General features: G+C 60.3%; 21 protein-coding genes and 2 pseudogenes. 8 read left to right on the top strand and 15 right to left on the bottom strand.

The genetic code is table 11. The features are described 5' to 3' along the window. Positions 1-130: 130 nt before the first annotated feature. Positions 131-1,168, top strand: a complete 1,038-nt coding sequence (locus ABK249_RS15255) for a zinc-dependent alcohol dehydrogenase family protein (protein ID WP_348863211.1) — start codon at positions 131-133, stop codon at positions 1,166-1,168. Between the two features lie 274 nt (positions 1,169-1,442). On the opposite strand, the gene ABK249_RS15250 is transcribed toward ABK249_RS15255, so the two are convergent. The 7 genes and pseudogenes from ABK249_RS15250 to ABK249_RS15225 form a co-directional block, all read right to left on the bottom strand. Beyond that, positions 1,443-1,589: a hypothetical protein gene (locus tag ABK249_RS15250; protein WP_227705271.1), complete on the bottom strand. Its 147-nt coding sequence runs from the start codon at positions 1,587-1,589 to the stop codon at positions 1,443-1,445. Positions 1,590-1,648: 59 nt separating this feature from the next. After that, positions 1,649-1,696: pseudogene (locus ABK249_RS33930) on the bottom strand (hypothetical protein); the annotation flags it as partial. A gap of 83 nt (positions 1,697-1,779) precedes the next feature. Continuing rightward, entirely contained in the window at positions 1,780-1,905 is a 126-nt protein-coding gene (locus tag ABK249_RS15245; RefSeq protein ID WP_265105673.1) for a hypothetical protein, read from the bottom strand. 4 nt (positions 1,906-1,909) lie between these two features. Further along, positions 1,910-2,209, bottom strand: a pseudogene (locus ABK249_RS15240) (TRAP transporter large permease subunit); the annotation flags it as partial. A gap of 70 nt (positions 2,210-2,279) precedes the next feature. Further along, entirely contained in the window at positions 2,280-2,693 is a 414-nt protein-coding gene (locus ABK249_RS15235; RefSeq protein ID WP_037150258.1) for a Fur family transcriptional regulator, read from the bottom strand. Positions 2,694-2,768: 75 nt separating this feature from the next. Further along, positions 2,769-4,010, bottom strand: a complete 1,242-nt coding sequence (gene aztD, locus ABK249_RS15230; protein ID WP_227702510.1) for a zinc metallochaperone AztD — start codon at positions 4,008-4,010, stop codon at positions 2,769-2,771. Positions 4,011-4,050: 40 nt separating this feature from the next. Beyond that, positions 4,051-5,040 (bottom strand): CobW family GTP-binding protein, encoded by a 990-nt coding sequence (locus tag ABK249_RS15225; protein ID WP_227702511.1) that lies wholly within the window; start codon positions 5,038-5,040, stop codon positions 4,051-4,053. Positions 5,041-5,160: 120 nt separating this feature from the next. On the opposite strand from ABK249_RS15225, the gene aztA reads away from it, so the two are divergent. The 7 genes from aztA (at position 5,161) to ABK249_RS15190 (ending at position 10,200) form a co-directional block, all read left to right on the top strand. Next, entirely contained in the window at positions 5,161-5,967 is an 807-nt protein-coding gene (gene aztA / locus ABK249_RS15220) for a zinc ABC transporter ATP-binding protein AztA (RefSeq protein WP_227702512.1), read from the top strand. Continuing rightward, the gene (aztB, locus tag ABK249_RS15215; RefSeq protein WP_227702513.1) at positions 5,960-6,826 is read left to right on the top strand and encodes a zinc ABC transporter permease AztB; all 867 of its coding nucleotides are present in this window, start codon (positions 5,960-5,962) and stop codon (positions 6,824-6,826) included. The genes aztA and aztB overlap by 8 nt, the downstream gene beginning before the upstream one ends. A gap of 19 nt (positions 6,827-6,845) precedes the next feature. Then, positions 6,846-7,841, top strand: a complete 996-nt coding sequence (gene aztC, locus ABK249_RS15210) for a zinc ABC transporter substrate-binding protein AztC (protein ID WP_227702514.1) — start codon at positions 6,846-6,848, stop codon at positions 7,839-7,841. Positions 7,842-7,914: 73 nt separating this feature from the next. Next, the gene (locus tag ABK249_RS15205) at positions 7,915-9,042 is read left to right on the top strand and encodes a CobW family GTP-binding protein (protein WP_227702515.1); all 1,128 of its coding nucleotides are present in this window, start codon (positions 7,915-7,917) and stop codon (positions 9,040-9,042) included. Beyond that, complete coding sequence (locus ABK249_RS15200; protein WP_227702516.1) at positions 9,039-9,323, top strand: hypothetical protein; 285 nt, start codon at positions 9,039-9,041, stop codon at positions 9,321-9,323. The genes ABK249_RS15205 and ABK249_RS15200 overlap by 4 nt, the downstream gene beginning before the upstream one ends. 38 nt (positions 9,324-9,361) lie before the next feature. Continuing rightward, on the top strand, positions 9,362-9,613 hold the full coding sequence (locus tag ABK249_RS15195) for a hypothetical protein (protein ID WP_227702517.1): 252 nt from the start codon (positions 9,362-9,364) through the stop codon (positions 9,611-9,613). Positions 9,614-9,900: 287 nt separating this feature from the next. Continuing rightward, positions 9,901-10,200: a GNAT family N-acetyltransferase gene (locus tag ABK249_RS15190; RefSeq protein WP_265105674.1), complete on the top strand. Its 300-nt coding sequence runs from the start codon at positions 9,901-9,903 to the stop codon at positions 10,198-10,200. Positions 10,201-10,458: 258 nt separating this feature from the next. Here the strand turns inward: ABK249_RS15190 and ABK249_RS15185 are convergent, their stop codons facing one another. The 8 genes from ABK249_RS15185 to ABK249_RS15150 form a co-directional block, all read right to left on the bottom strand. Then, entirely contained in the window at positions 10,459-11,646 is a 1,188-nt protein-coding gene (locus tag ABK249_RS15185; protein WP_227702519.1) for a hypothetical protein, read from the bottom strand. A gap of 2 nt (positions 11,647-11,648) precedes the next feature. Continuing rightward, positions 11,649-12,878: a metal-dependent hydrolase family protein gene (locus ABK249_RS15180; RefSeq protein ID WP_227702520.1), complete on the bottom strand. Its 1,230-nt coding sequence runs from the start codon at positions 12,876-12,878 to the stop codon at positions 11,649-11,651. Positions 12,879-12,891: 13 nt separating this feature from the next. Further along, positions 12,892-13,371 (bottom strand): GAF domain-containing protein, encoded by a 480-nt coding sequence (locus ABK249_RS15175; protein WP_227702521.1) that lies wholly within the window; start codon positions 13,369-13,371, stop codon positions 12,892-12,894. Positions 13,372-13,382: 11 nt separating this feature from the next. After that, positions 13,383-14,357 carry an ABC transporter ATP-binding protein gene (locus tag ABK249_RS15170; protein ID WP_227702522.1) on the bottom strand — a complete coding sequence of 325 codons (975 nt, stop codon included), beginning with the start codon at positions 14,355-14,357 and terminating at the stop codon, positions 13,383-13,385. Continuing rightward, positions 14,350-15,339 carry an ABC transporter ATP-binding protein gene (locus tag ABK249_RS15165; protein WP_227702523.1) on the bottom strand — a complete coding sequence of 330 codons (990 nt, stop codon included), beginning with the start codon at positions 15,337-15,339 and terminating at the stop codon, positions 14,350-14,352. Before ABK249_RS15165 ends, ABK249_RS15170 begins: the two co-directional genes overlap by 8 nt. Before the next feature lie 45 nt (positions 15,340-15,384). Next, positions 15,385-16,329, bottom strand: coding sequence for a succinylglutamate desuccinylase/aspartoacylase family protein (locus tag ABK249_RS15160; protein WP_227702524.1), 945 nt, complete (start codon positions 16,327-16,329; stop codon positions 15,385-15,387). Between the two features lie 47 nt (positions 16,330-16,376). Continuing rightward, positions 16,377-17,222 (bottom strand): ABC transporter permease, encoded by an 846-nt coding sequence (locus tag ABK249_RS15155; protein WP_227702525.1) that lies wholly within the window; start codon positions 17,220-17,222, stop codon positions 16,377-16,379. 5 nt (positions 17,223-17,227) lie between these two features. Continuing rightward, on the bottom strand, positions 17,228-18,146 hold a 919-nt coding region (locus tag ABK249_RS15150), incomplete at its 5' end, for an ABC transporter permease (RefSeq protein ID WP_348863209.1).

The following is an 18,146-nucleotide window of genomic DNA, read 5'->3' as shown; positions in this document are numbered from 1 at the left end:
TGCGCCTGCTCTCCTTGTTGTTCTAATGTCGCCATAGGTGTTGGTTCACACCTCACTACCCGGACAGGAGGCCGGTTTGTGCGATCTCTGTAACATCATGCTGAGGGGGATACCCCCTAGGGAGGATCTGATGAAAGCGCTTGTCTATTACGGGCCAGGCAAGAAAGACTGGGTCGAGAAACCCAAGCCGGCCGTGCAGGAGCCGACCGATGTCATCGTCAAAATCACAAAGACGACCATTTGCGGCAGCGACCTGCACATTCTGAAGGGCGATGTGCCAACCGTTACCGAGGGACGCACGCTGGGCCATGAAGGCGTCGGCGTGGTCGATGAGGTAGGCAGCGCGGTGCGCAACTTCAAGGAGGGCGATCCCGTCCTGATTTCCTGCATTACGTCCTGCGGCTCATGCCCGAACTGCAAGCGGCAGCTTTATTCCCATTGCGACGACGGCGGATGGCAACTCGGCCATACGGTCGACGGCACGCAGGCCGAATATGTCCGCATCCGCCATGGCGACAACTCCCTCTACCCGATCCCGGCCGGGGCGGACGAGGAAGCGCTGGTCATGCTCTCCGACATCCTGCCGACGGGCTTGGAAATCGGCGTGCAGGCGGGTGGCGTGAAGCCCGGCGACACCGTTGCCATCGTCGGCGCCGGTCCGGTGGGCATGTCCGCGCTCCTGACGGCACAGTTCTATTCACCGGGCAAGATCGTGATGATCGACATGGACCCCTCGCGTCTGGCCCTTGCCCGGCAGTTCGGCGCCACCGATACGGTTCAGGTCGGCGCGGAAGATGCCGCTCTGAAGGTCATGGAGATGACCGACGGACGCGGCGTCGATGTGGCGATCGAAGCCGTCGGCGTTCCCGCCACCTTCGACATCTGCCAGAAAATCGTCTCGGCGGGTGGAAAGATCGCCAATGTCGGCGTTCACGGCAAGCCGGTGGAACTTCATATCGAGGATCTCTGGATCAAGAACATCAACATCTCGATGGGACTGGTGAACACCAACACCACGCCGATGCTCTTGAAGACGGTAGCGGCCGGCAGGTTCGACCCGAGCAAGCTGATTACTCACCGCTTCAAGCTAGACCAGATTCTCGATGCCTACGAGGTGTTCGGCAATGCCGCGCGCGAAAAGGCCATGAAGGTCATCCTCGCCGCCTGAACACGTAGAGGCTTCGAATGCAAAGGCCACCGGGTTTCGATCGTGAATCCGGTGGATTTCGTTTGTGCAAGGATCCGCGGCCCATCATGGTGTCCGGCAACCATGTGACGATCATCGGGAAGAAGAAGATCAGCCCGATCGTGAACATTTCCATGACCACGAACCACTGGGCGCCGCGGAAAACGTCGGAGAGAGAGACGTGTCGCGATCAATACCGGCAATGACCAAGCAGTTCAGTCCGACCGCGGGGGCATCAATCCGATTTCGCGCATTTTCACACACGGAATGCTGAACCAGATCGGATCGAAGCCCAGACCGGTACGGTCGAGAAGACGATCGGCAGGATGATGGCCAGCATGGAGAAGGCATCGAGAAACATGTCGAGCGGGATATAGAGCAATGGCGGGATGGACAAAGACATGCGGCGGCAGGCAGTTCGACGATGGCTTGGGCCACGATCTGTGGGATTTGCACGAGCGTCAGGAAGTAGCTGAAGATACCGACCTCGATGATAATGAACAGGATCATTACGGTGGTCGTCGCGGTGGAGCTGAAGCTGAAGAGCAGGTTCGGTACCAATTGGGCCCTGTCGGACCGGGACGAACGCAGCATCAGGAACGCCGCCGGCGCGCGCCGATGGCCGCCGCTTCTGTTGGCGCCAGCAGTCCGAGACAGACGCCGCCAAAGCCGAGCAGGAACAGGATCAGCACCTGCCATGCCTGGCCGGTGGCCCGCATGCGGTCACCGGCGAGCCGCCCTGTTCGCAATGACGTGCCCGAAAAGTGCGACGCCCGCCATGAAGACGACGGTAGTGAGCATGCCGGATATGAAGCCGGCGATCAGCATCTTGCCGGCGGAGACCTCGGTCAGCGCGGCGGAGAAGATCAGTAGCGCCGAAGGAGGAATGAGAACGTCAAGCACGCCGCTGGCGGCGACCGATCCCGCGGCAAGGCGCGAATCGTAGCCAGCCTTCTTCATTTCCGGAATGGCGACCGCCCCGACGGCGGCGGCGGTGGCGACGGGCGAGCCGGAGGTGGCGGCAAAGCCCGCCGGGGTGAACTGGCCAGGTCAGCATTGCGAAGGCAAGAGCGGTAGGCGTTGATCGTTCAATTCAGTGGCATTCGGCGCAGAGGCCGTGGACCTCGATCGTGGTGGAGCGCATCTTAAAGCCGCTACCCTTGGCGCGCCTTCCAAGCGCATCCTCGATCTTCGCATCGTGGAATTCGTTGACCTTGCCGCAGGCTTCGCAAATCGCGAAGGTGGTGGTCCGTGGATGGATCTGCCCATGCTTTGAATGACAACAGATGACGAAGGCATTCATGCTTTCCAGCCGGTGGATGCGGCCAGCTTCCATAAGCTTTTCAAGCGCCCGGTAGACCTGCGGCGGCGCCCGTAATCCGGCATCGCGCAATCGGTCCAAGATGCTATAGGCGCTTAGTGGCTGACCGGACGATTGTAGCACCGAGAGCACGAGGCTCTGGTTCCTCGTCAGTTTCAAATCGTCGGAATGGACTGCCTGCAACATACTCATCTCCGGAAGGTGCGGTTTTGAGGGTGTACCCGGAACTGCGCTGTAGTTCCGGGCAGAGGTTTCATCGTATCAGTGCGAAGCGCCCGAGCCGCCGACGGCAACGATTGAGAAGGGCTGCCCCTCGACCGCGATGGTGCGCGTTTCCCTCAGTGTCTCGGCATCGACAACGCGAACGAGAGAATGGCGCGGGTCGGTAATTGCGATCTGGCCATCGGCGACAGCAAGGCGCGGGCGCGGATCGCGCCAATGGCCATCCTTGCTGTAAGGCTCTGTGACCTTCACCTTATTGACGATTTCGCCCTTGACGACATTGAGAACATGCAGGTCGCCGTCTTCTGTCAGGATATAGGCATTGCGCGGTTCTGCTGGATCGAGTTGGAAATCGACGCGTCGCGTCGGCAGCTCGATCAGCTCGTAGGGTTGTTCGGCATCCGCGTCGATCAGCACCAGCTTGTCATCGCCATAGTTGCCGAGGAAGAATTGCATCGCCTTGCCGCCGAGGAGTGTGCCGGTGTGGGCCTTCGGGAAATCGGCCGGATAGGGCAGCATCGTCAACTTCGGCCCATCAAGTCCGCCCGGGCGGACAACAAGGACGCCCTCCTTGCAGCCAAAGGCGACGAGGCGGGCCGAGGTCGCCTCACCGTGAAGGTCGGTGCATGTAGCCATCTCGCCAACCTGCTCGCCCTTTTCATCCACGACGCGAAGACCAATGCGCGGCGGCAATTCATCTGGCTTCGTTTCAATCTCTGTATTTGGGACCGAGACGAGCACGTAGCGGCCCATTGTTACTGCCACGCCATGGTGCGGCTTGGTCGTATCGATTGTCTTGAACTCGGCTTTACCCTCAAGAAGGGCTGCCTCATCAATGATGTCAGCCTTGCCCCCGCGATCGTAGAACAGGATGGCATGATCGTCATGCGGCACCACGTGGAATGGCCGCTTGCCTTCAAACGTGATGGGCAACAAGGCGACATCGGAGACTTCGAGATCGCGATGATCCCCATGATCGGAGAAGTCGATGCCGGTCTTGATGACATGCACGATGTCGTGGTCCGACTGCGTGGCGAACACTGTCTGGCCAGAGGCACTCGCGGTCAGGGCTGCGTAGCCATTGACGTCATAACGGGCGAGTTCCTTGCCGTCAGTGAAGTCGATGACACGCACGACCGGATTTGTATGGTCGGCGACGAAGAGGCGCCAGGCTTCGGTCGTCTCGTGAGCCTCGTCGGCAAAGACGCCGGGTGCTGCGAAGGTCAATGACGCTACTGCCACGGCAGAGAGCAGTCGGTTTCGGGTGAGAGACAGTCTCATCGGGTTCCTTTCTTCATGGTGTTTTATTACGCGCGGCGATTTACTCGGCGGCCTGTCGAACCGCACGGCACTTGGCAAAGCCATCGCTGATGATGTCCTTGGGCAGATCACGACCGATGAAGACCAGCCGGGTCACCCGGTCCTCATCCTCCTTCCAGGCTCGCTGGTGATCGCCTTCCAGCAGCATATGCACCGTTTGGACGACGAAGCGGTCGTTGTCGCCGGCAAAGGAGATGATCCCCTTCATCCGCAGCATGTCCATTCCGAAGGCCTGAACCGTCGTCTGCAGCCAGTTCAGGAACTTGCCCGGATCCATAGGCTCGCGCTCGACGAGCGAGAAGCTGGTGACATGGTCGTCATGCTCGTGCTCGTGTTCCTCATCGAGAAAGTCGGGCTCGACCTCAAGGATGCGATCGAGGTCGAATGCCTTGCGATCCAGAAGGCTCGCGATATCGATGTCGCAACGGGTCGCTCTGATGATGCTGGCGGTGGGATTGATCCGCCGGATGCGCTGCTCGACGGCAGCTAAGTCCTCGGCACTGACGAGATCGGTCTTGTTGAGGATGATCGTATCGCCAAATGCGAGCTGTTCCTGCGCCTCATGAGCGCGGTCGATCTCACCGAGAAGATGCTTGGCGTCGACGACGGTGATGATCGAATCCAGCCGGGTCTTCGACCTGACATCCTCGTCGACGAAGAAGGTCTGGGCCACCGGCGCGGGATCCGCGAGTCCCGTCGTCTCGATGAGGATGCCGTCGAAGCGGCCGGGACGGCGCATCAGGCCTTCGATGATGCGGATCAGGTCTCCTCGCACCGTGCAGCAGATGCAACCATTGTTCATCTCGAACACGTCCTCGTCCGACTCGACAATCAGGTCATTGTCGATCCCGACCTCGCCGAACTCGTTGACGATGACGGCGAATTTCTTGCCGTGCGGCTCGGTCAAAATGCGGTTGAGAAGCGTGGTCTTGCCGGCACCGAGATATCCGGTCAGCACCGTCACGGGGGTGGGTTCGTTCTGCTGCGACATGATTGATCTCCTCATCGGGGCGTCCATCGAGTTGCTGGAGTTTATGTTATTACGTAACATTTTCGATTGACGGACGTAATAACATTACATATGCAGTCGCTGTCAATCCCCGAGGCTGCGATGAGCGACACTTATCTGGAATTCAACAATCTGACACTCGGCTATCAGGGCCACGCGGCGGTCCATCACCTTTCTGGTCTGGTTGAGCGTGGTTCGCTGACGGCAGTCGTTGGCGCCAACGGGTCTGGCAAGTCTACCCTGATGAAGGGTGTAGCAGGCATCCTCAAGCCAATCAGTGGTGACTGTACAGCCTCGTTCAAGCGGCTCGCCTATCTCCCGCAACAATCCGAAATCGACCGTACCTTTCCGGCACGGGTGATTGATCTCGTATCGTTGGGTTTCTGGCAGGAGAGGGGTCTTCTCGGTCGCATTACCCGTGAAGACAGGATAAAGCTTGCTGGCTGTCTCGAGGCCGTCGGCCTTTCGGGTTTTGATAAACGGCCGCTCGACAGTCTCTCCGGCGGGCAGATGCAGCGGGCTCTCTTCGCACGCTCCATGCTGCAGAACGCCGATCTGATTCTGCTCGACGAACCCTTCAATGCCGTGGACGAGCGGACGATTCGCGACCTCCTGGTTCTCATAAAACAGTGGGCTGCCGAAAATCGCACGATCCTTTGCGTTCTTCACGACCATGCGCTGGTACGCGCGCATTTTCCGCAGACGCTGCTGATCGCGCGTCAGTTGGTGGCCTGGGGCTCAACGCCGGATGTCATGACGTCGGACAACCTTCTGCGTGCCCGGTCATTCCAGGAAGCCTGGGACGAAACGGCCGGCTGGTGCGAAGGGCAGCAGGTCGCGAAAGACCGCATCGATAGCGGACTTCCCGGCCAGGCTGCGGACCGACAGAGGACTGCGGTCCATGTTTGAATGGTTGGTCTCTCCCTTCTTGCAATACGGCTTCATGCAGCGGGCGCTTTTCGGATCGCTACTCCTTTCCGTCAGTTGCGCGCCGGTTGGTGTGTTCCTCATGCTTCGGCGCATGAGCCTGACGGGCGATGCGATGTCTCATGCCATCCTGCCGGGCGCCGCACTCGGCTTTCTGCTGTTCGGGCTCGACATCCTGCCGATGACGACGGGCGGTCTGGTCGTGGGGCTGCTCGTGGCGCTCGGGTCCGGCTTTGTGTCGCGCTTTACGGTCCAGAAGGAAGATGCTTCCATGGCGGCCTTCTACCTGATTTCGCTGGCCGTCGGGGTCCTTCTCGTCTCTTGGCGTGGATCGAGCGTCGACTTGATGCACGTGTTGTTCGGCTCCGTGCTCGCGCTCAACAACGAGGCGCTGGGATTGATCCTGGCAATTGCTCTCGTGACTTTCCTGGCGTTTGGTATTTTCTGGCGAGCGCTGGTGGCTGAATGCCTTGACCCGCTGTTTCTGCGCTCCGTCAGCCGTATTGGCGGGCCGACGCACTTCCTGTTTCTCGTTCTCGTTGTCCTCAATCTGGTCGGCGGCTTTCAGGCGCTTGGAACACTGCTGTCGGTAGGCCTTATGATGCTGCCGGCTGTGGCCTCGCGCTTCTGGTCGAACGATGTCCGCGCGCTGTGCCTGGTTGCGATTGCGATCGCCGTCGCCTCGTCGCTGGGCGGCTTGCTGCTGTCCTATCACGCCTCCATGCCATCCGGCCCGGCGATCATCATGGTCGCCGGTGTCGTCTACATCCTCTCCGCTCTTTTCGGCCGAAGAGGCGTACTTGCCAGCGCGCTCCCCTCGCGCCGGCATAAGGCCACCTGATACTCACAAGGAGATCCCCATGTTCAGGACATTCCGTTTTGCTACGTTTGCCAGCATTCTCACCCTTGGCGCTTTCGCGTCCAACGCTTCTGCAGCCGAACTCCAGGTTGTTGCGAGCTTTTCGATCATCGCTGACCTCGCCAAGAACGTGGGCGGGGACCGCGTCGAGATCTCGACGCTCGTCCCGGTCGATGGCGACGCGCATGTCTATGAACCGCGACCGGCAGATGCGGCTTCCCTCGAACAGGCGCAGGTCGTTCTGGTCAACGGCCTGCAATTCGAAGGCTTCATGTCGCGCTTGATCGAAACGAGTGGCACCAAGGCACCGGTCGTCGAAGTCAGCAAAGGCATCGAGCCCCTGAAAACTGCTGAAGAGGAGCACCACCACGAGAACGAGGCTCATGCGGAGGCAGAACATGATCACGCCACCGAAGAAAAGGTCGAAACCGCCCATGACCGCGATCATGAAGGTCATCATCACGGCGAGTTCGATCCGCATGCCTGGCAGTCGATCCACAATGCCGAGATCTATGTTAAGAACATCGCCGATGCCTTCTGCGAAACGGACAAGGCCGGTTGCGCGACATACACCGCCAATTCGCAGGCCTATCTGGCAAAGCTCGCCGACCTGGAGGCCGAGGTGAAGGCCGCAGTTGCAGCTATCCCCGAGGACAAGCGCACCATCATCACCTCGCACGATGCCTTCGGCTATTTCGAGCACGAATACGGCCTGAAGTTCATCGCGCCGGAAGGCGTGTCGACGGAAGCGGAGGCATCCGCCGCCGACGTTGCCAAGCTCGTCGACCAGGTAAAGGAAGACAAGGCTTCGGCCATCTTTGTCGAAAACATCACCAATTCGCGCCTCGCCGAGCAAATCGCCCGGGAAACCGGCCTGACGATCGGCGGCACGCTCTATTCCGACGCACTTTCCGGCAAAGGAGGCCCAGCGTCCACCTATATCGACATGTTCCGCTACAACGTGAACACGTTGAAGGCCGCGATCCTCGGAAGCTGATCACAAGGCTTGCCCGGCTCATGCCGGGCAGGCCTCTGCCACCGGCATTCAGACCAAAGGGGTTTACTGCAACATGCTTGGCGGCCTGTTCACGCGTTCGCACAACGCACCCGGCACCACGCAGGACGATGTGAGACGGCTCTATGATTCCGTCCCGGTCACGCTCCTGACCGGCTTTCTTGGCTCGGGCAAGACAACGCTGCTGAACGACATCTTGGCTGATCCGCGCATGCACGGGACGGCCGTTATCGTCAACGAGTTCGGCACAGTTGCGATCGACCACGATCTCGTCCGCAAAGGTTCCGAAACCTATTTCCGGACGACCACCGGCTGCATCTGCTGTACGGCGACAAGCGACATCAAAAGCTCCCTCTCAGATCTTCACGAGGCGCGGTTTCGCGGCGACATACCACCTGTCTCACGGGTGGTGATCGAGACGACGGGACTGGCCGATCCCGCGCCCATCATCAACAGCATTATTCCCGGCGGGTCACCTGCAATGGGGTTGAGGGATCATGTCGTGGCCCGCCATTTCCATCTCGCCCGCGTTGTGACGACCTTCGACGTGCTGGATGGACGCGCTACGCTCGACAGCTTCATGGTAGGCTGGAAGCAGCTCGCCTTTGCCGATCATGTCGTCCTGACCAAGACCGATATCGCAGATACGGCTCACGACTGGCCGGATGAACTGAGAGCTCTTAATCCGGCGGCAGTCTACCATGATCGCCACCGACGGGGGTTTAGTCTCGCCGCACTATTCGCCGAGGGCGCTTACTGCGTCGCGGGCAAGGCCGAGGATGTGCCTGGCTGGTTGGCGATGGAAAGGCTTGGGGCTCACGCAGATCATGCCCACGACCCCAATCGGCATGGGGATGAGATCGAGGCAATCAGCTTGAGCCATGATGTGCCTCTCTCGCCGCAGGCCGTCGAGACCTTCCTGCATATCGTGACGACCAATGTCGGCTCTGGTCTTCTGCGCCTGAAGGGTCTCTTCGCGCTCACCGACGACCCGGCCCGTCCGCTGGTCGCCCACGCCGTGCAGCACCGGCTCTATCCGCTAAAGCGCCTCGAACGCTGGCCGGACGAAGATCACCGCAGCCGGGTTGTCCTCATCGGCCAGGACATGCCGGCCAAGCCCATCCGCGATCTCTTCGAGGTACTGGCTCCGCGCGCGGCGAGAGCCAAGCGAGGTGCGGCATGAGCGAGGCATTCGTCAACCAATTGGCACGGAATGGACCGTCGGTCATCAACAGCGTTCGCACGATCAAATCCTGGGCGCGCAAGTTGCTCTCGCTACGGGACGAAGCTGTTGTTTCGGTAAGCGAGCTTGCCTGCCATGTGCCGGGCTGCCCTCTCAGAGAGACCGTGATCCTCGTGATGCAGGGCACAGAGACGGCCCATGCCTCGATTCACAAGGCGATGATGGACGTGACGGAAGACGACGTGGCCCATGCGTTTTCCGCTGCCTCCGACCCCGACTGATCTTTGCACCATTATCAAATTGAAACGGAGAAAATTGCATGCGCATCGCCAAAGCGCATTTCCTCACACTCGTGCTCGCTGGATCGCTGCCGGTAAATTTGTACGGGGCTGAGGCCCTGAGAGTGGTTGGCCCGTGGGAAATCACCGGCATCGTACCGGCGCAGACCGGCTATGTCTTTAACCGTCTCCAGGCCGCCGAGACGCTTGTTACCACTGACAAGCAGGGCGCGCTTGTGTCCTTGGTAGTCAACTGCCAAGCGACACTAGCCGCAGCTAGGCGCTGCCGATAGGGCATGCCCCGCTAGGTCTGGTGCCGCCTTTTTGTCGATATCAGGCTGAAATTGCCAGAGGATCTGCACAGATCCTAAAGTGGCGCAAAGTATGCGTCCTCCCTGCCTGCAGTGGCAGTTGAGGCAACGGGCCAAGGCGCGCGGGCTTACTCTGCGCAAGCTCGATCGCGGTGATCTGGAGGCGATCATCGCGCTCGATGCACCGGCTTTCGGCGCGATTCGCCACCAACATCTCCTGCGGCTGTTCGACAGTTCCATCAGCTCTGGTCGTTACGAAGGAAAAAGGGTTGCGTTCCTATTCGATGCGCCGCCGTTTCGGGCGGGGGCATCTCGTGGATCCGGTCGTCGCCGCCTGCGACGCGGATGCGATCAGGGTCACCCATCCGCAGGTTGTGGCCCATGCCGGCGGCTTCCTGCGCATCGATACTCATTTCGACAAAGGCGCCTTCGCATCCTTCGTCCAGCAATGCGGCCTCAGCGTCCACTATACGGTGACGACTATGGTAACCCGGGAAGAGGCCAGTTATGGCACAGGGCAGAGTTGCAGCGCGACTGTTTATGCCTTGGCGTCTCACTCGCTTGGGTGATTGGTCCAGCAAAAGTACCAAAAAATCGTGTCTGCTCGAAATAGGAACAGGCCAAAGCTGACGCCGGCATCGGGCAACCTGACCTCCGCTGCCCGTGACCTCGGCATCGCCAAGAGCGCGCTTTATGTGCGGATCGAGCGGCTCGGCTTGAAGGGAAGCGTGGGATGCGCGGTTGATCGCAAGGTGTCAACGCACAGAGCGTATTGGACGAGTGACTGATAACGTTAGGACGCAAGGCATATGTCGGCTCGAATGCCGTCAAGAGCCGCGACTAAGCCAATGTTTCGCCAGCGTATTCGGCGTGTGCATGTTGCTGTAGAGATAGTCCCAAAACTCATCTTTTTCTTCAACCGTTGTCTTGGACCAGACCGAGTGAACCGCCATCTCTCCGCACCAGTATGCGTAGACGAAAGGAGCGCGCAAATCATGACGAAGGAAGGCGAGGCGGGATCGGGTAACGTCAGGAGACTGCAGGGAAGCAGCCGCGATATTCTGCACGACCTCATCAAAGGATTGCCCCTCGCCAAGCAGTAGCCAGGCGGCGCGACACCTGAGAGCGGAACGAAGGCGCTGCAGAAAGTGTCCGAGATGATCCTCCGGCGTTTCGATCCAATCGAGAAATTGCATGCCATTGTCGGCGATGCCTTCAAAAATGGCCGAACTTGCCGAACTCGTGACCACTTGGGCGGCATCAAGCGGCAGAAAGCCTTCCGCCACGCGCTTTTCGCGCAGTTTCAGGTGAAGGAGATGGCCCGGAAAAGCCTCGTGGACTGCCAGATGCTTGAGGCTGAAAGCAGTGTAGGGAAAGTCGACATTGAGCAGCAGCCGTCTGCCGGCGAAATCGCAATAGGCCGAATATGGCACGTCCCGCTGGGCGATAGGTTTGATCCATTCGCCATCCACCCAATCTGCCCTTAATGCGGTCGCCAGAATACTGCAGCGCGTTCGTGCCTGACGTTGAAATTCCCCAAGCACGTCAAGCACCTTGTCTGATGGTATCCGGGCGCGCTGCTCCCAGCCCGCGAAATCCTCAAAGAGGCTTCCGCCGCGAAAGCCCAGTTCGTCCAACACCTCGCGAATCCCTCTGTGATATCCCGCGATAATCTCTTCGGGTATATCGCGGACGTCGACACGGATCTGCCGCTCCAGCCTTTCACCGAAACTGACGGGATCGCCGCGGAATGTGGCAATCAGGGCGAGCAGCGAGTCGGACATCTCGTTAAGCCAATCCCCACGCAGCGCGGTTTCGGCATGCCCGAGACGATCGCGAAAGAGCAGGAGGGCGGCTTCCACTTCGTCGTAGCTGTCAAATCGATGCGGCGATATCGTGGCGACAGCGACGGGTATGAGCCCTTCGGCATCCAGAATGCCTGCATTGCGATTGCGGCTGCGATAGAGGACGTCAAGACCGGCCGTTATCGCCGCCAATTCTCCTCCCAACTCCATTTCTACCTCCGACTTTTCACGAAACTGCCGTTCTTGATAATGATCGGCATATGGGCGCCCTGATGGGTGAGCCGCGACATGTCGTCGAGCGGATTGCCGTCGATCACGATCAGATCGGCAAAAGCGGCGGGCGAGATGCAGCCTATTTTGCCTTCCATCCTGAGTAGTTTCGCGGCGACATAGGTGGCAGAGGCGATTACCTCATGAGCGGGCAATACACGCGAGCGGATCACGAATTCTTCGGACTGGTGCCGGTGCATTTCGCCGAGAAGGTCGGTGCCATAGGCCATCGGCAGCCCGGCCGCTCGCATGATCGAAAGCGATTCCATGCCGGCAAGCCGCACTGAATCCACCTTGGCAACGGAGGCGGCCGGCAAACCAAGCGCGGCGCCTTCGATGCCGAGCTTTTCATAGGTGACGAGCGTCGGCACCGAGATGCAGCCGTTTTCCACTGCGAATTTGGCCGTCTCTGGGGTGATCAGGTTGCAGTGTTCCAGCGAGTGGATACCGCATTCAATTGCCCTGCGGATCGCCTTGTCCGTGTAGAGGTGGGCCGCGACGTAGGTTCCGGCATTTTCGGCTTCCTCAACGGCGGCGATCAGCTCTTCACGCGAAAAGCCCAGGAAATGGATCGGGTCGGTTGGCGAGGCGATGCCGCCGTTTGCCATGACCTTGATGAAATGAGCGCCGGATTTCAGCTCCTCGCGCGCCGCCTTGCGGACTTCCGGCACACCATCGCAGATGCGGCCGAGATTGCCGAGGGTATGGCCGGTCTTCGGAGGCGGGTGATCGTCGTAGGGGCCGCGATAATCCGTATGCCCCCCGGATTGCGAGAGCGCCTTGCCGCAGATGTTGAGCCGCGGCGTCGGCCAGGGCGCTTCCTCGGTTGCGGCTAGGAGACCGGAGGTCGCGCCGCCGAGATCGCGCACGGTGGTGAAACCGCGCATCAGCATCTCGCCCATGATCTTGAAGGCGCGCACGGTGACGACTGGGTCGGGAAGTTTGGCGTTTTGGCCAAGGTTCGCCATGCCGGCGATCACATGCACATGCGCATCGATCAGGCCCGGCATCAGCACCTTGCCGGAAAGATCGATCCTCTCGGCCGAGGCGCTGGAAATGGAACGGGAGACTTCCCTGATCGTATCGCCTTCGATGAGAATCGACATCGGCTCGCTTGGCTCCGGGCTCGTTCCGTCGACGACGCGAGCGTTTTCGAAGAGAATAGCGGACACGGTTCTTTTCCTTTTAGCCTTTGGCGCCGACGCGGCTCGCTTCGAGGAAGGCGGGGATCAGCAGCGGTGCGAATTTCTTTGCAATCTCGACATGCCTTTCCTCGTAGAAATATTCCTCGTGAAGCAGGTTGATCGTGCCGATCGTCTTGCCGTCGTAGACGACCGGGATATTGATCGCCGAGTTGAGGCCGAGGCTGGCGATCAACTCGTGATCAAAAAATGCCCATTTGATCGCCTCACGGTCACGCCCAAGAAAGGGCTGCTGGCGGTGCAGCACCAGATCGCCCCAAGGGGTGATGCCCATCGGCTTGCGGCCAAGAACCGGATAGACATCCGGCATATTGGAGTAGACCCGCGCCACCTCGTCGCCGTCCTTGTAGAGCAGAGTCAGCAGCCTGTGCCCGACCCGGGCTGCGAGTGCGGCGTCCAACGCGTCGAAGAAGAAATTTGGCTGGCCCGGTTCTGCGAGAAGCTCGATCAAGTCTTCGGTCATCCTAAAATTCCCTATCGGTGGTGGCAGGCGACGGACTGGCCGTCGGCCTTTCGTTCAAGTTTTGGTTCGGTCTGCCTGCAGATGTCGGTCGCGAGCGGGCAGCGGGTGTGGAAGGCGCAGCCGGACGGTTTTCGCGTCGCGCTTGGAATGTCGTCGCTGACGGCACTGAACTTATGCCTGTGGTGTGGATCGTGCGACGGCGCGGAGCGCAGCAGCAGTCCCGAATAGGGATGCAGCGGTTTGGAGAATATCGCCTTTTTCGGTCCCGTCTCGACGATCTTGCCAAGATACATGACTGCCACCCGGTGCGAGACATGCTCCACCACCCCGAGATCATGTGAGATGAACAGATAGGAAAGGCCCAGTTCCTTCTGCAGGTCGGCAAGAAGATTGAGGATCTGCGCCTGCACCGAGACGTCCAGGGCCGAGACCGGTTCGTCGCAGACAATGATATCGGGCTTCAGCGCCAGCGCCCGGGCAATGCCGATCCTTTGGCGCTGGCCTCCGGAAAACTGGTGCGGGAAATTGTCGGCCTGGTCGGGCCTTAGCCCTACCAGCGAGATGAGTTTTGCTACCTCTGCCCGCCGTTCTTCGATAGAGCCGACCCCGTGGATATCGAGCGGCGCGCGGATGATGTCGCGCACCTTCTGGCGCGGATTGAGCGAGGAGAACGGGTCTTGAAAGATGATCTGCATGCGGCGCCGGTGGGAGCGCGGCACGTTACCCATCTGCGTCACATGTTCCGCCCCGTGCATGACGATCCGCCCGTCGGTAGATCTCACGAGCCCCATCAACGCCAGTCCCGTCGTCGACTTGCCGCAACCGCTTTCGCCGACAAGGCCGAGCGTTTCGCCAGATCCAATCGAGAAGGACACGCCGTCGACGGCTTTCACCTCGCCGATCCGCCGCTGGAAAATGCCGGCGCGGATGGCGAAATGCACCTTGAGGTTTTCGACCGATAGAAGAGGGGCCGCGTTCTCAGACATTGTCGTGCTTCCAGCAGGCGGCGAAATGGCCGGGCTTCTTTTCGATGAAGGGAGGGCGTTCATTCAGGCAACGGGCAGACGCACCGGGACAGCGGGGGGCAAAGGCACAGCCCTTCGGCAGGTCCCAGAGTGGCGGCACGGTCCCGGGAATATCGACCAGCCGCTCCGGCGCGGCCTGCGTCTCGCCACGGCGCGGGATGGCGCCCATCAGGCCGATCGTGTAGGGGTGAATCGGGTTGTCGAACAGCTCGAAGACGCTACATTCCTCGACCCGCCGGCCTGCATACATGACTATCGCCCGGTCAGCGATTTCGGCGACAACGCCGAGGTCGTGGGTGATCAGGATCTGCGCCGTGCCGAGCCGGTTCTGCAGGTCCGAGATCAGGCCGAGGATCTGCGCTTGGACGGTAACGTCGAGCGCGGTCGTCGGTTCGTCAGCGATGATGATCTTCGGCTCGCAGGCGAGTGCCAGCGCGATCATCGCGCGTTGCCGCATCCCGCCGGAAAGCTCGTGCGGATATTGGTATGCGCGGCGTTGCGGATCCGGCATCTGCACCAGTTCCAGGCATTTGACGGCCCGGGCAAAGGCCTCGCGTCTGCGGAGCTTGCGGTGCTGGCGAACGGATTCGGCGATCTGCTCGCCGATCGTCAGCACAGGGTTCAGCGCCGTCAGCGGTTCCTGGAAGATCATAGCGATCTTGTCGCCACGAAAATCCTCCACCCTGCGCTGATCCATGGCGAGAAAATCCTCGCCATGGATCTTGATCGAACCGGACGCGACACGGGCGCTGTCGGGAAGCAGGCGAAGCAGCGAAAGCGCGGTCATCGATTTGCCGCAACCGCTTTCGCCGACGATGCAGACCGTCTCGCCGGGGTGGACCGAAAGGCTCATCTCGGAGACGACAGGGAAGGCCCCGTTTTCTCCAAGGATTTCGACATTCAGGTCGCTGACAGCAAGTGCCGGTTCCATCGTCTTTTCCATTGCCCGATCTTGCACCCGTTCAATCCATTTGCCGAAGTGTTTCTTTCAGTCGGTAGACCCTTCGATATTGCCGACCATGAAGCCGTAATCGCCGGCCTCGACCAGGTTGCGGGTCAGGTGCTGCATGACCATGATGCCGGTTTCGAACGGCGTCGCGATTTCCTCGATCGTCTCGAAATCATAGGGGCTGATGACGCGGCCGAGCAGCGAGCCGCCCTTGATGATCTCCCCGTTTGCCGGCGACAGGGGCTCCAGCCAGCCGCCATGCTTCGGGCGGATGCCGACGAGTTCGGTGACGACGACCTGTTTCGGGTTCGGCTTTACCTCACCTTCGATCGAGCCGATCAGGCGCAGCTGGTTGAGGAGGCCGTCGACGGTGCGCTTCGTATATGGCGTCTGGTCGATGATGCCGCCGCCGAGTTCGATTGTCACGACCTTGGTGCCGTGGCGGTCCATGGAAACGGACTTGCTGGTCCCCTGATAGATCGTGCCGGTCTTTCCGATAGTCGGGCGATATAGGATCTTCGAACCGAAGGCGCGCGACAGCGGCTCGTCGTTCCAGATGTAGACGTAATCGACGGTCGGTCGGTCGGTGCCGGAATGCAGGTCGAGATTGTAGTCTATCTTGGCATAGAACTCATGCGCCAGCGCGTCGGCGAGCTGCTGACTGTATGTGCCGCGCGGGTCGCCCGGAAATTCGCGATTGAGGTTCAACTGGTCTAGTGGGTTGTGGCGGTGGTTGACGGCGAAGGAACGCGGATTGGCGACCGGAAGCAGCACGATCCGGCCCCTAAGCGGCATGGCGTTGATGATGCGGAACAGGTCGAGGATCGCCTGCGAGCCGGTGTTTTCGTTGCCGTGGATCGAGGCGGAAATCCCAACGGTCGGGCCGTCCTGTTCACCCACCAGCTCGTGCATGAAGATCACGGCATCGCTGCCGTCCGCGTGGGTGGTGAACTTGTGGCGAAGCTTGTTGATCGACTTGACCATGGAGGTTTCCTTTCAGCGTCGTGTCGTGTGGATCCGAAGGGTTTTGCCTATTTCTTCTTGCCCGCGGAGCGAGAGAGATGGCGGGGGTCGAGCGCGTCACGCAGACCGTCGCCGAGCAGGTTGAAGCCGAGGACGGTCACCATGATCGTGGCGCCGGCAATGATTGCCAGCCACGGTTCGTCGCGCATGAAGCGGGTGCCGTAGGCCAACGTCCACCCCCAAGTCGGTGTCGGTGGCGGCAGACCGAAACCGAGGAAGCTAAGCGCCGATTCCGAAATGATCGCGGCGCCGAAGCCGAGCGAGGCAAGCACTATGAGCGGCCCCATCGCATTCGGCAGGATTTCCTTGACAAGGATACGGACCGGATGGGCGCCGAGTGCCTTGGCGGCCTGCACGTAATTCTGCTCACGCAGCACCAGCGTCGTGGCGCGCACCACGCGGGCATATTCCGTCCAGGCGACGACGATGATGGCGATCGCCACGTTGACCATGCCAGGGCCTAGCACCGCGACGATAGCAAGAGCCAGGACAATGGCTGGGAAGCCGAGGAAGATATCGGTGATCCGCATCAAAATCAGATCGGTCCAACCGCCGAAATAACCGGCCGCAAGCCCGACCGCCGTGCCGATGACGGCGGAGACGACAACCGAAATGCAGGCGATCGTCAGCGAAACGCGTGCTCCGAAAATCAGGCGTGACCAAAGGTCCCGGCCGAAATTGTCGGTGCCCAGCCAATGGGTCAGCGTTGGGCCGGAGAAGCGGTTGCGCATGTCCATCTGCTCAATGCCATGCGTCGAGAGGTAGGGAGCAAAGACGGCGAAGACGACGATCGCGAACACGATGAGCGTGCCGAAGATGAGCGAGATATTGCGGAAGCGCCTGGGTAAGCCCATGAGCTTCAACCCAAACGAATGCGCGGATCGACGACCGCATAAAGAAGATCGACGATGAGGTTTACCAGCGCGAAGATGATCGCGAACGTAAGTACGATGCCCTGGATTAACGGCAGGTCGCGCTGCGAGATCGCCGTGATGGTGAGCTGTCCGAGTCCGGGCCAGGCGAAGATGGTCTCCGTCAGCACGGCACCGCCGAGCAACGCGCCGAAGCGCAGGCCGATAACGCTCAGCACCGGCAGCAGAGCATTGCGTAGCGCATGCCGGATGATGACGCGTTGGCGGCGGAGCCCCTTTGCGTAGGCGGTGCGAACGAAATCCTCGCGCAGGACCTCCAGCATGGCTGTGCGCACGAGGCGCGAGATGATTGCCGCTGAGTTCGCAGCCAGCGCCAGCGCCGGCAGAAGAATATGCGAAAGGCTGTCGAGCAGTACTTGTGGTCGGCCAGTCAGCGCCGCCCAGATCGCGTCCGGGAAAGACGTGCCGCGGCCGATCGCCGGCAGCCAACCGAGTGTCACGGCAAAAAGCAACATCAGCAACAGGCCAAGCCAGTAAACCGGCATTGAGACCCCAAGCTGCGCGAAGACCATCGAAATCGTGTCAACAAGTGAACCCTGCCGGGTCGCGGCGATTACGCCGAGCGAGATGCCAATGATGCAGGCAAGCAAGAGAGCGACGACCGCAAGCTCGATCGTTGCGCTGAGCCGGCCGGCGATGATTTCTGACACCGCCTGGTTCTGGAAGATCGAACGGCCCATGTCGCCATGCAAGAGCTGGAGGAAATAGGAGCCGAGCCGTACATACCAGGGATCATTGAGGCCAAGCGAATTACGCAAATTGTTGATCGCCTCCGCCGAGGCCTCCTGGCCGAGCAGAACCGAGGCCGGATCTCCAGGGATGAGCAACAGCAGGCCGAAGGTGACG

Origin of the sequence: Neorhizobium phenanthreniclasticum (assembly GCF_040066075.1) — a bacterium.
Classification (GTDB): Bacteria; Pseudomonadota; Alphaproteobacteria; order Rhizobiales; family Rhizobiaceae; genus Neorhizobium; species Neorhizobium petrolearium.
Note: the sequence above shows the minus strand (reverse complement) of the source record. Positions and strands in the feature narration are given on the sequence as shown.

Excerpts from the sequence above, each read along its gene's own strand:
- ABK249_RS15255 (WP_348863211.1), top strand. The coding sequence starts at position 131 with ATGAAAGCGCTTGTCTATTACGGGCCAGGCAAGAAAGACTGGGTCGAG.
- ABK249_RS15250 (WP_227705271.1), bottom strand. The coding sequence starts at position 1,589 with ATGTCTTTGTCCATCCCGCCATTGCTCTATATCCCGCTCGACATGTTT.
- ABK249_RS15245 (WP_265105673.1), bottom strand. The coding sequence starts at position 1,905 with ATGCGGGCCACCGGCCAGGCATGGCAGGTGCTGATCCTGTTCCTGCTC.
- ABK249_RS15235 (WP_037150258.1), bottom strand. The coding sequence starts at position 2,693 with ATGTTGCAGGCAGTCCATTCCGACGATTTGAAACTGACGAGGAACCAG.
- aztD (WP_227702510.1), bottom strand. The coding sequence starts at position 4,010 with ATGAGACTGTCTCTCACCCGAAACCGACTGCTCTCTGCCGTGGCAGTA.
- ABK249_RS15225 (WP_227702511.1), bottom strand. The coding sequence starts at position 5,040 with ATGTCGCAGCAGAACGAACCCACCCCCGTGACGGTGCTGACCGGATAT.
- aztA (WP_227702512.1), top strand. The coding sequence starts at position 5,161 with ATGAGCGACACTTATCTGGAATTCAACAATCTGACACTCGGCTATCAG.
- aztB (WP_227702513.1), top strand. The coding sequence starts at position 5,960 with ATGTTTGAATGGTTGGTCTCTCCCTTCTTGCAATACGGCTTCATGCAG.
- aztC (WP_227702514.1), top strand. The coding sequence starts at position 6,846 with ATGTTCAGGACATTCCGTTTTGCTACGTTTGCCAGCATTCTCACCCTT.
- ABK249_RS15205 (WP_227702515.1), top strand. The coding sequence starts at position 7,915 with ATGCTTGGCGGCCTGTTCACGCGTTCGCACAACGCACCCGGCACCACG.
- ABK249_RS15200 (WP_227702516.1), top strand. The coding sequence starts at position 9,039 with ATGAGCGAGGCATTCGTCAACCAATTGGCACGGAATGGACCGTCGGTC.
- ABK249_RS15195 (WP_227702517.1), top strand. The coding sequence starts at position 9,362 with ATGCGCATCGCCAAAGCGCATTTCCTCACACTCGTGCTCGCTGGATCG.
- ABK249_RS15185 (WP_227702519.1), bottom strand. The coding sequence starts at position 11,646 with ATGGAGTTGGGAGGAGAATTGGCGGCGATAACGGCCGGTCTTGACGTC.
- ABK249_RS15175 (WP_227702521.1), bottom strand. The coding sequence starts at position 13,371 with ATGACCGAAGACTTGATCGAGCTTCTCGCAGAACCGGGCCAGCCAAAT.
- ABK249_RS15170 (WP_227702522.1), bottom strand. The coding sequence starts at position 14,357 with ATGTCTGAGAACGCGGCCCCTCTTCTATCGGTCGAAAACCTCAAGGTG.
- ABK249_RS15165 (WP_227702523.1), bottom strand. The coding sequence starts at position 15,339 with ATGGAAAAGACGATGGAACCGGCACTTGCTGTCAGCGACCTGAATGTC.
- ABK249_RS15160 (WP_227702524.1), bottom strand. The coding sequence starts at position 16,329 with ATGGTCAAGTCGATCAACAAGCTTCGCCACAAGTTCACCACCCACGCG.
- ABK249_RS15155 (WP_227702525.1), bottom strand. The coding sequence starts at position 17,222 with ATGGGCTTACCCAGGCGCTTCCGCAATATCTCGCTCATCTTCGGCACG.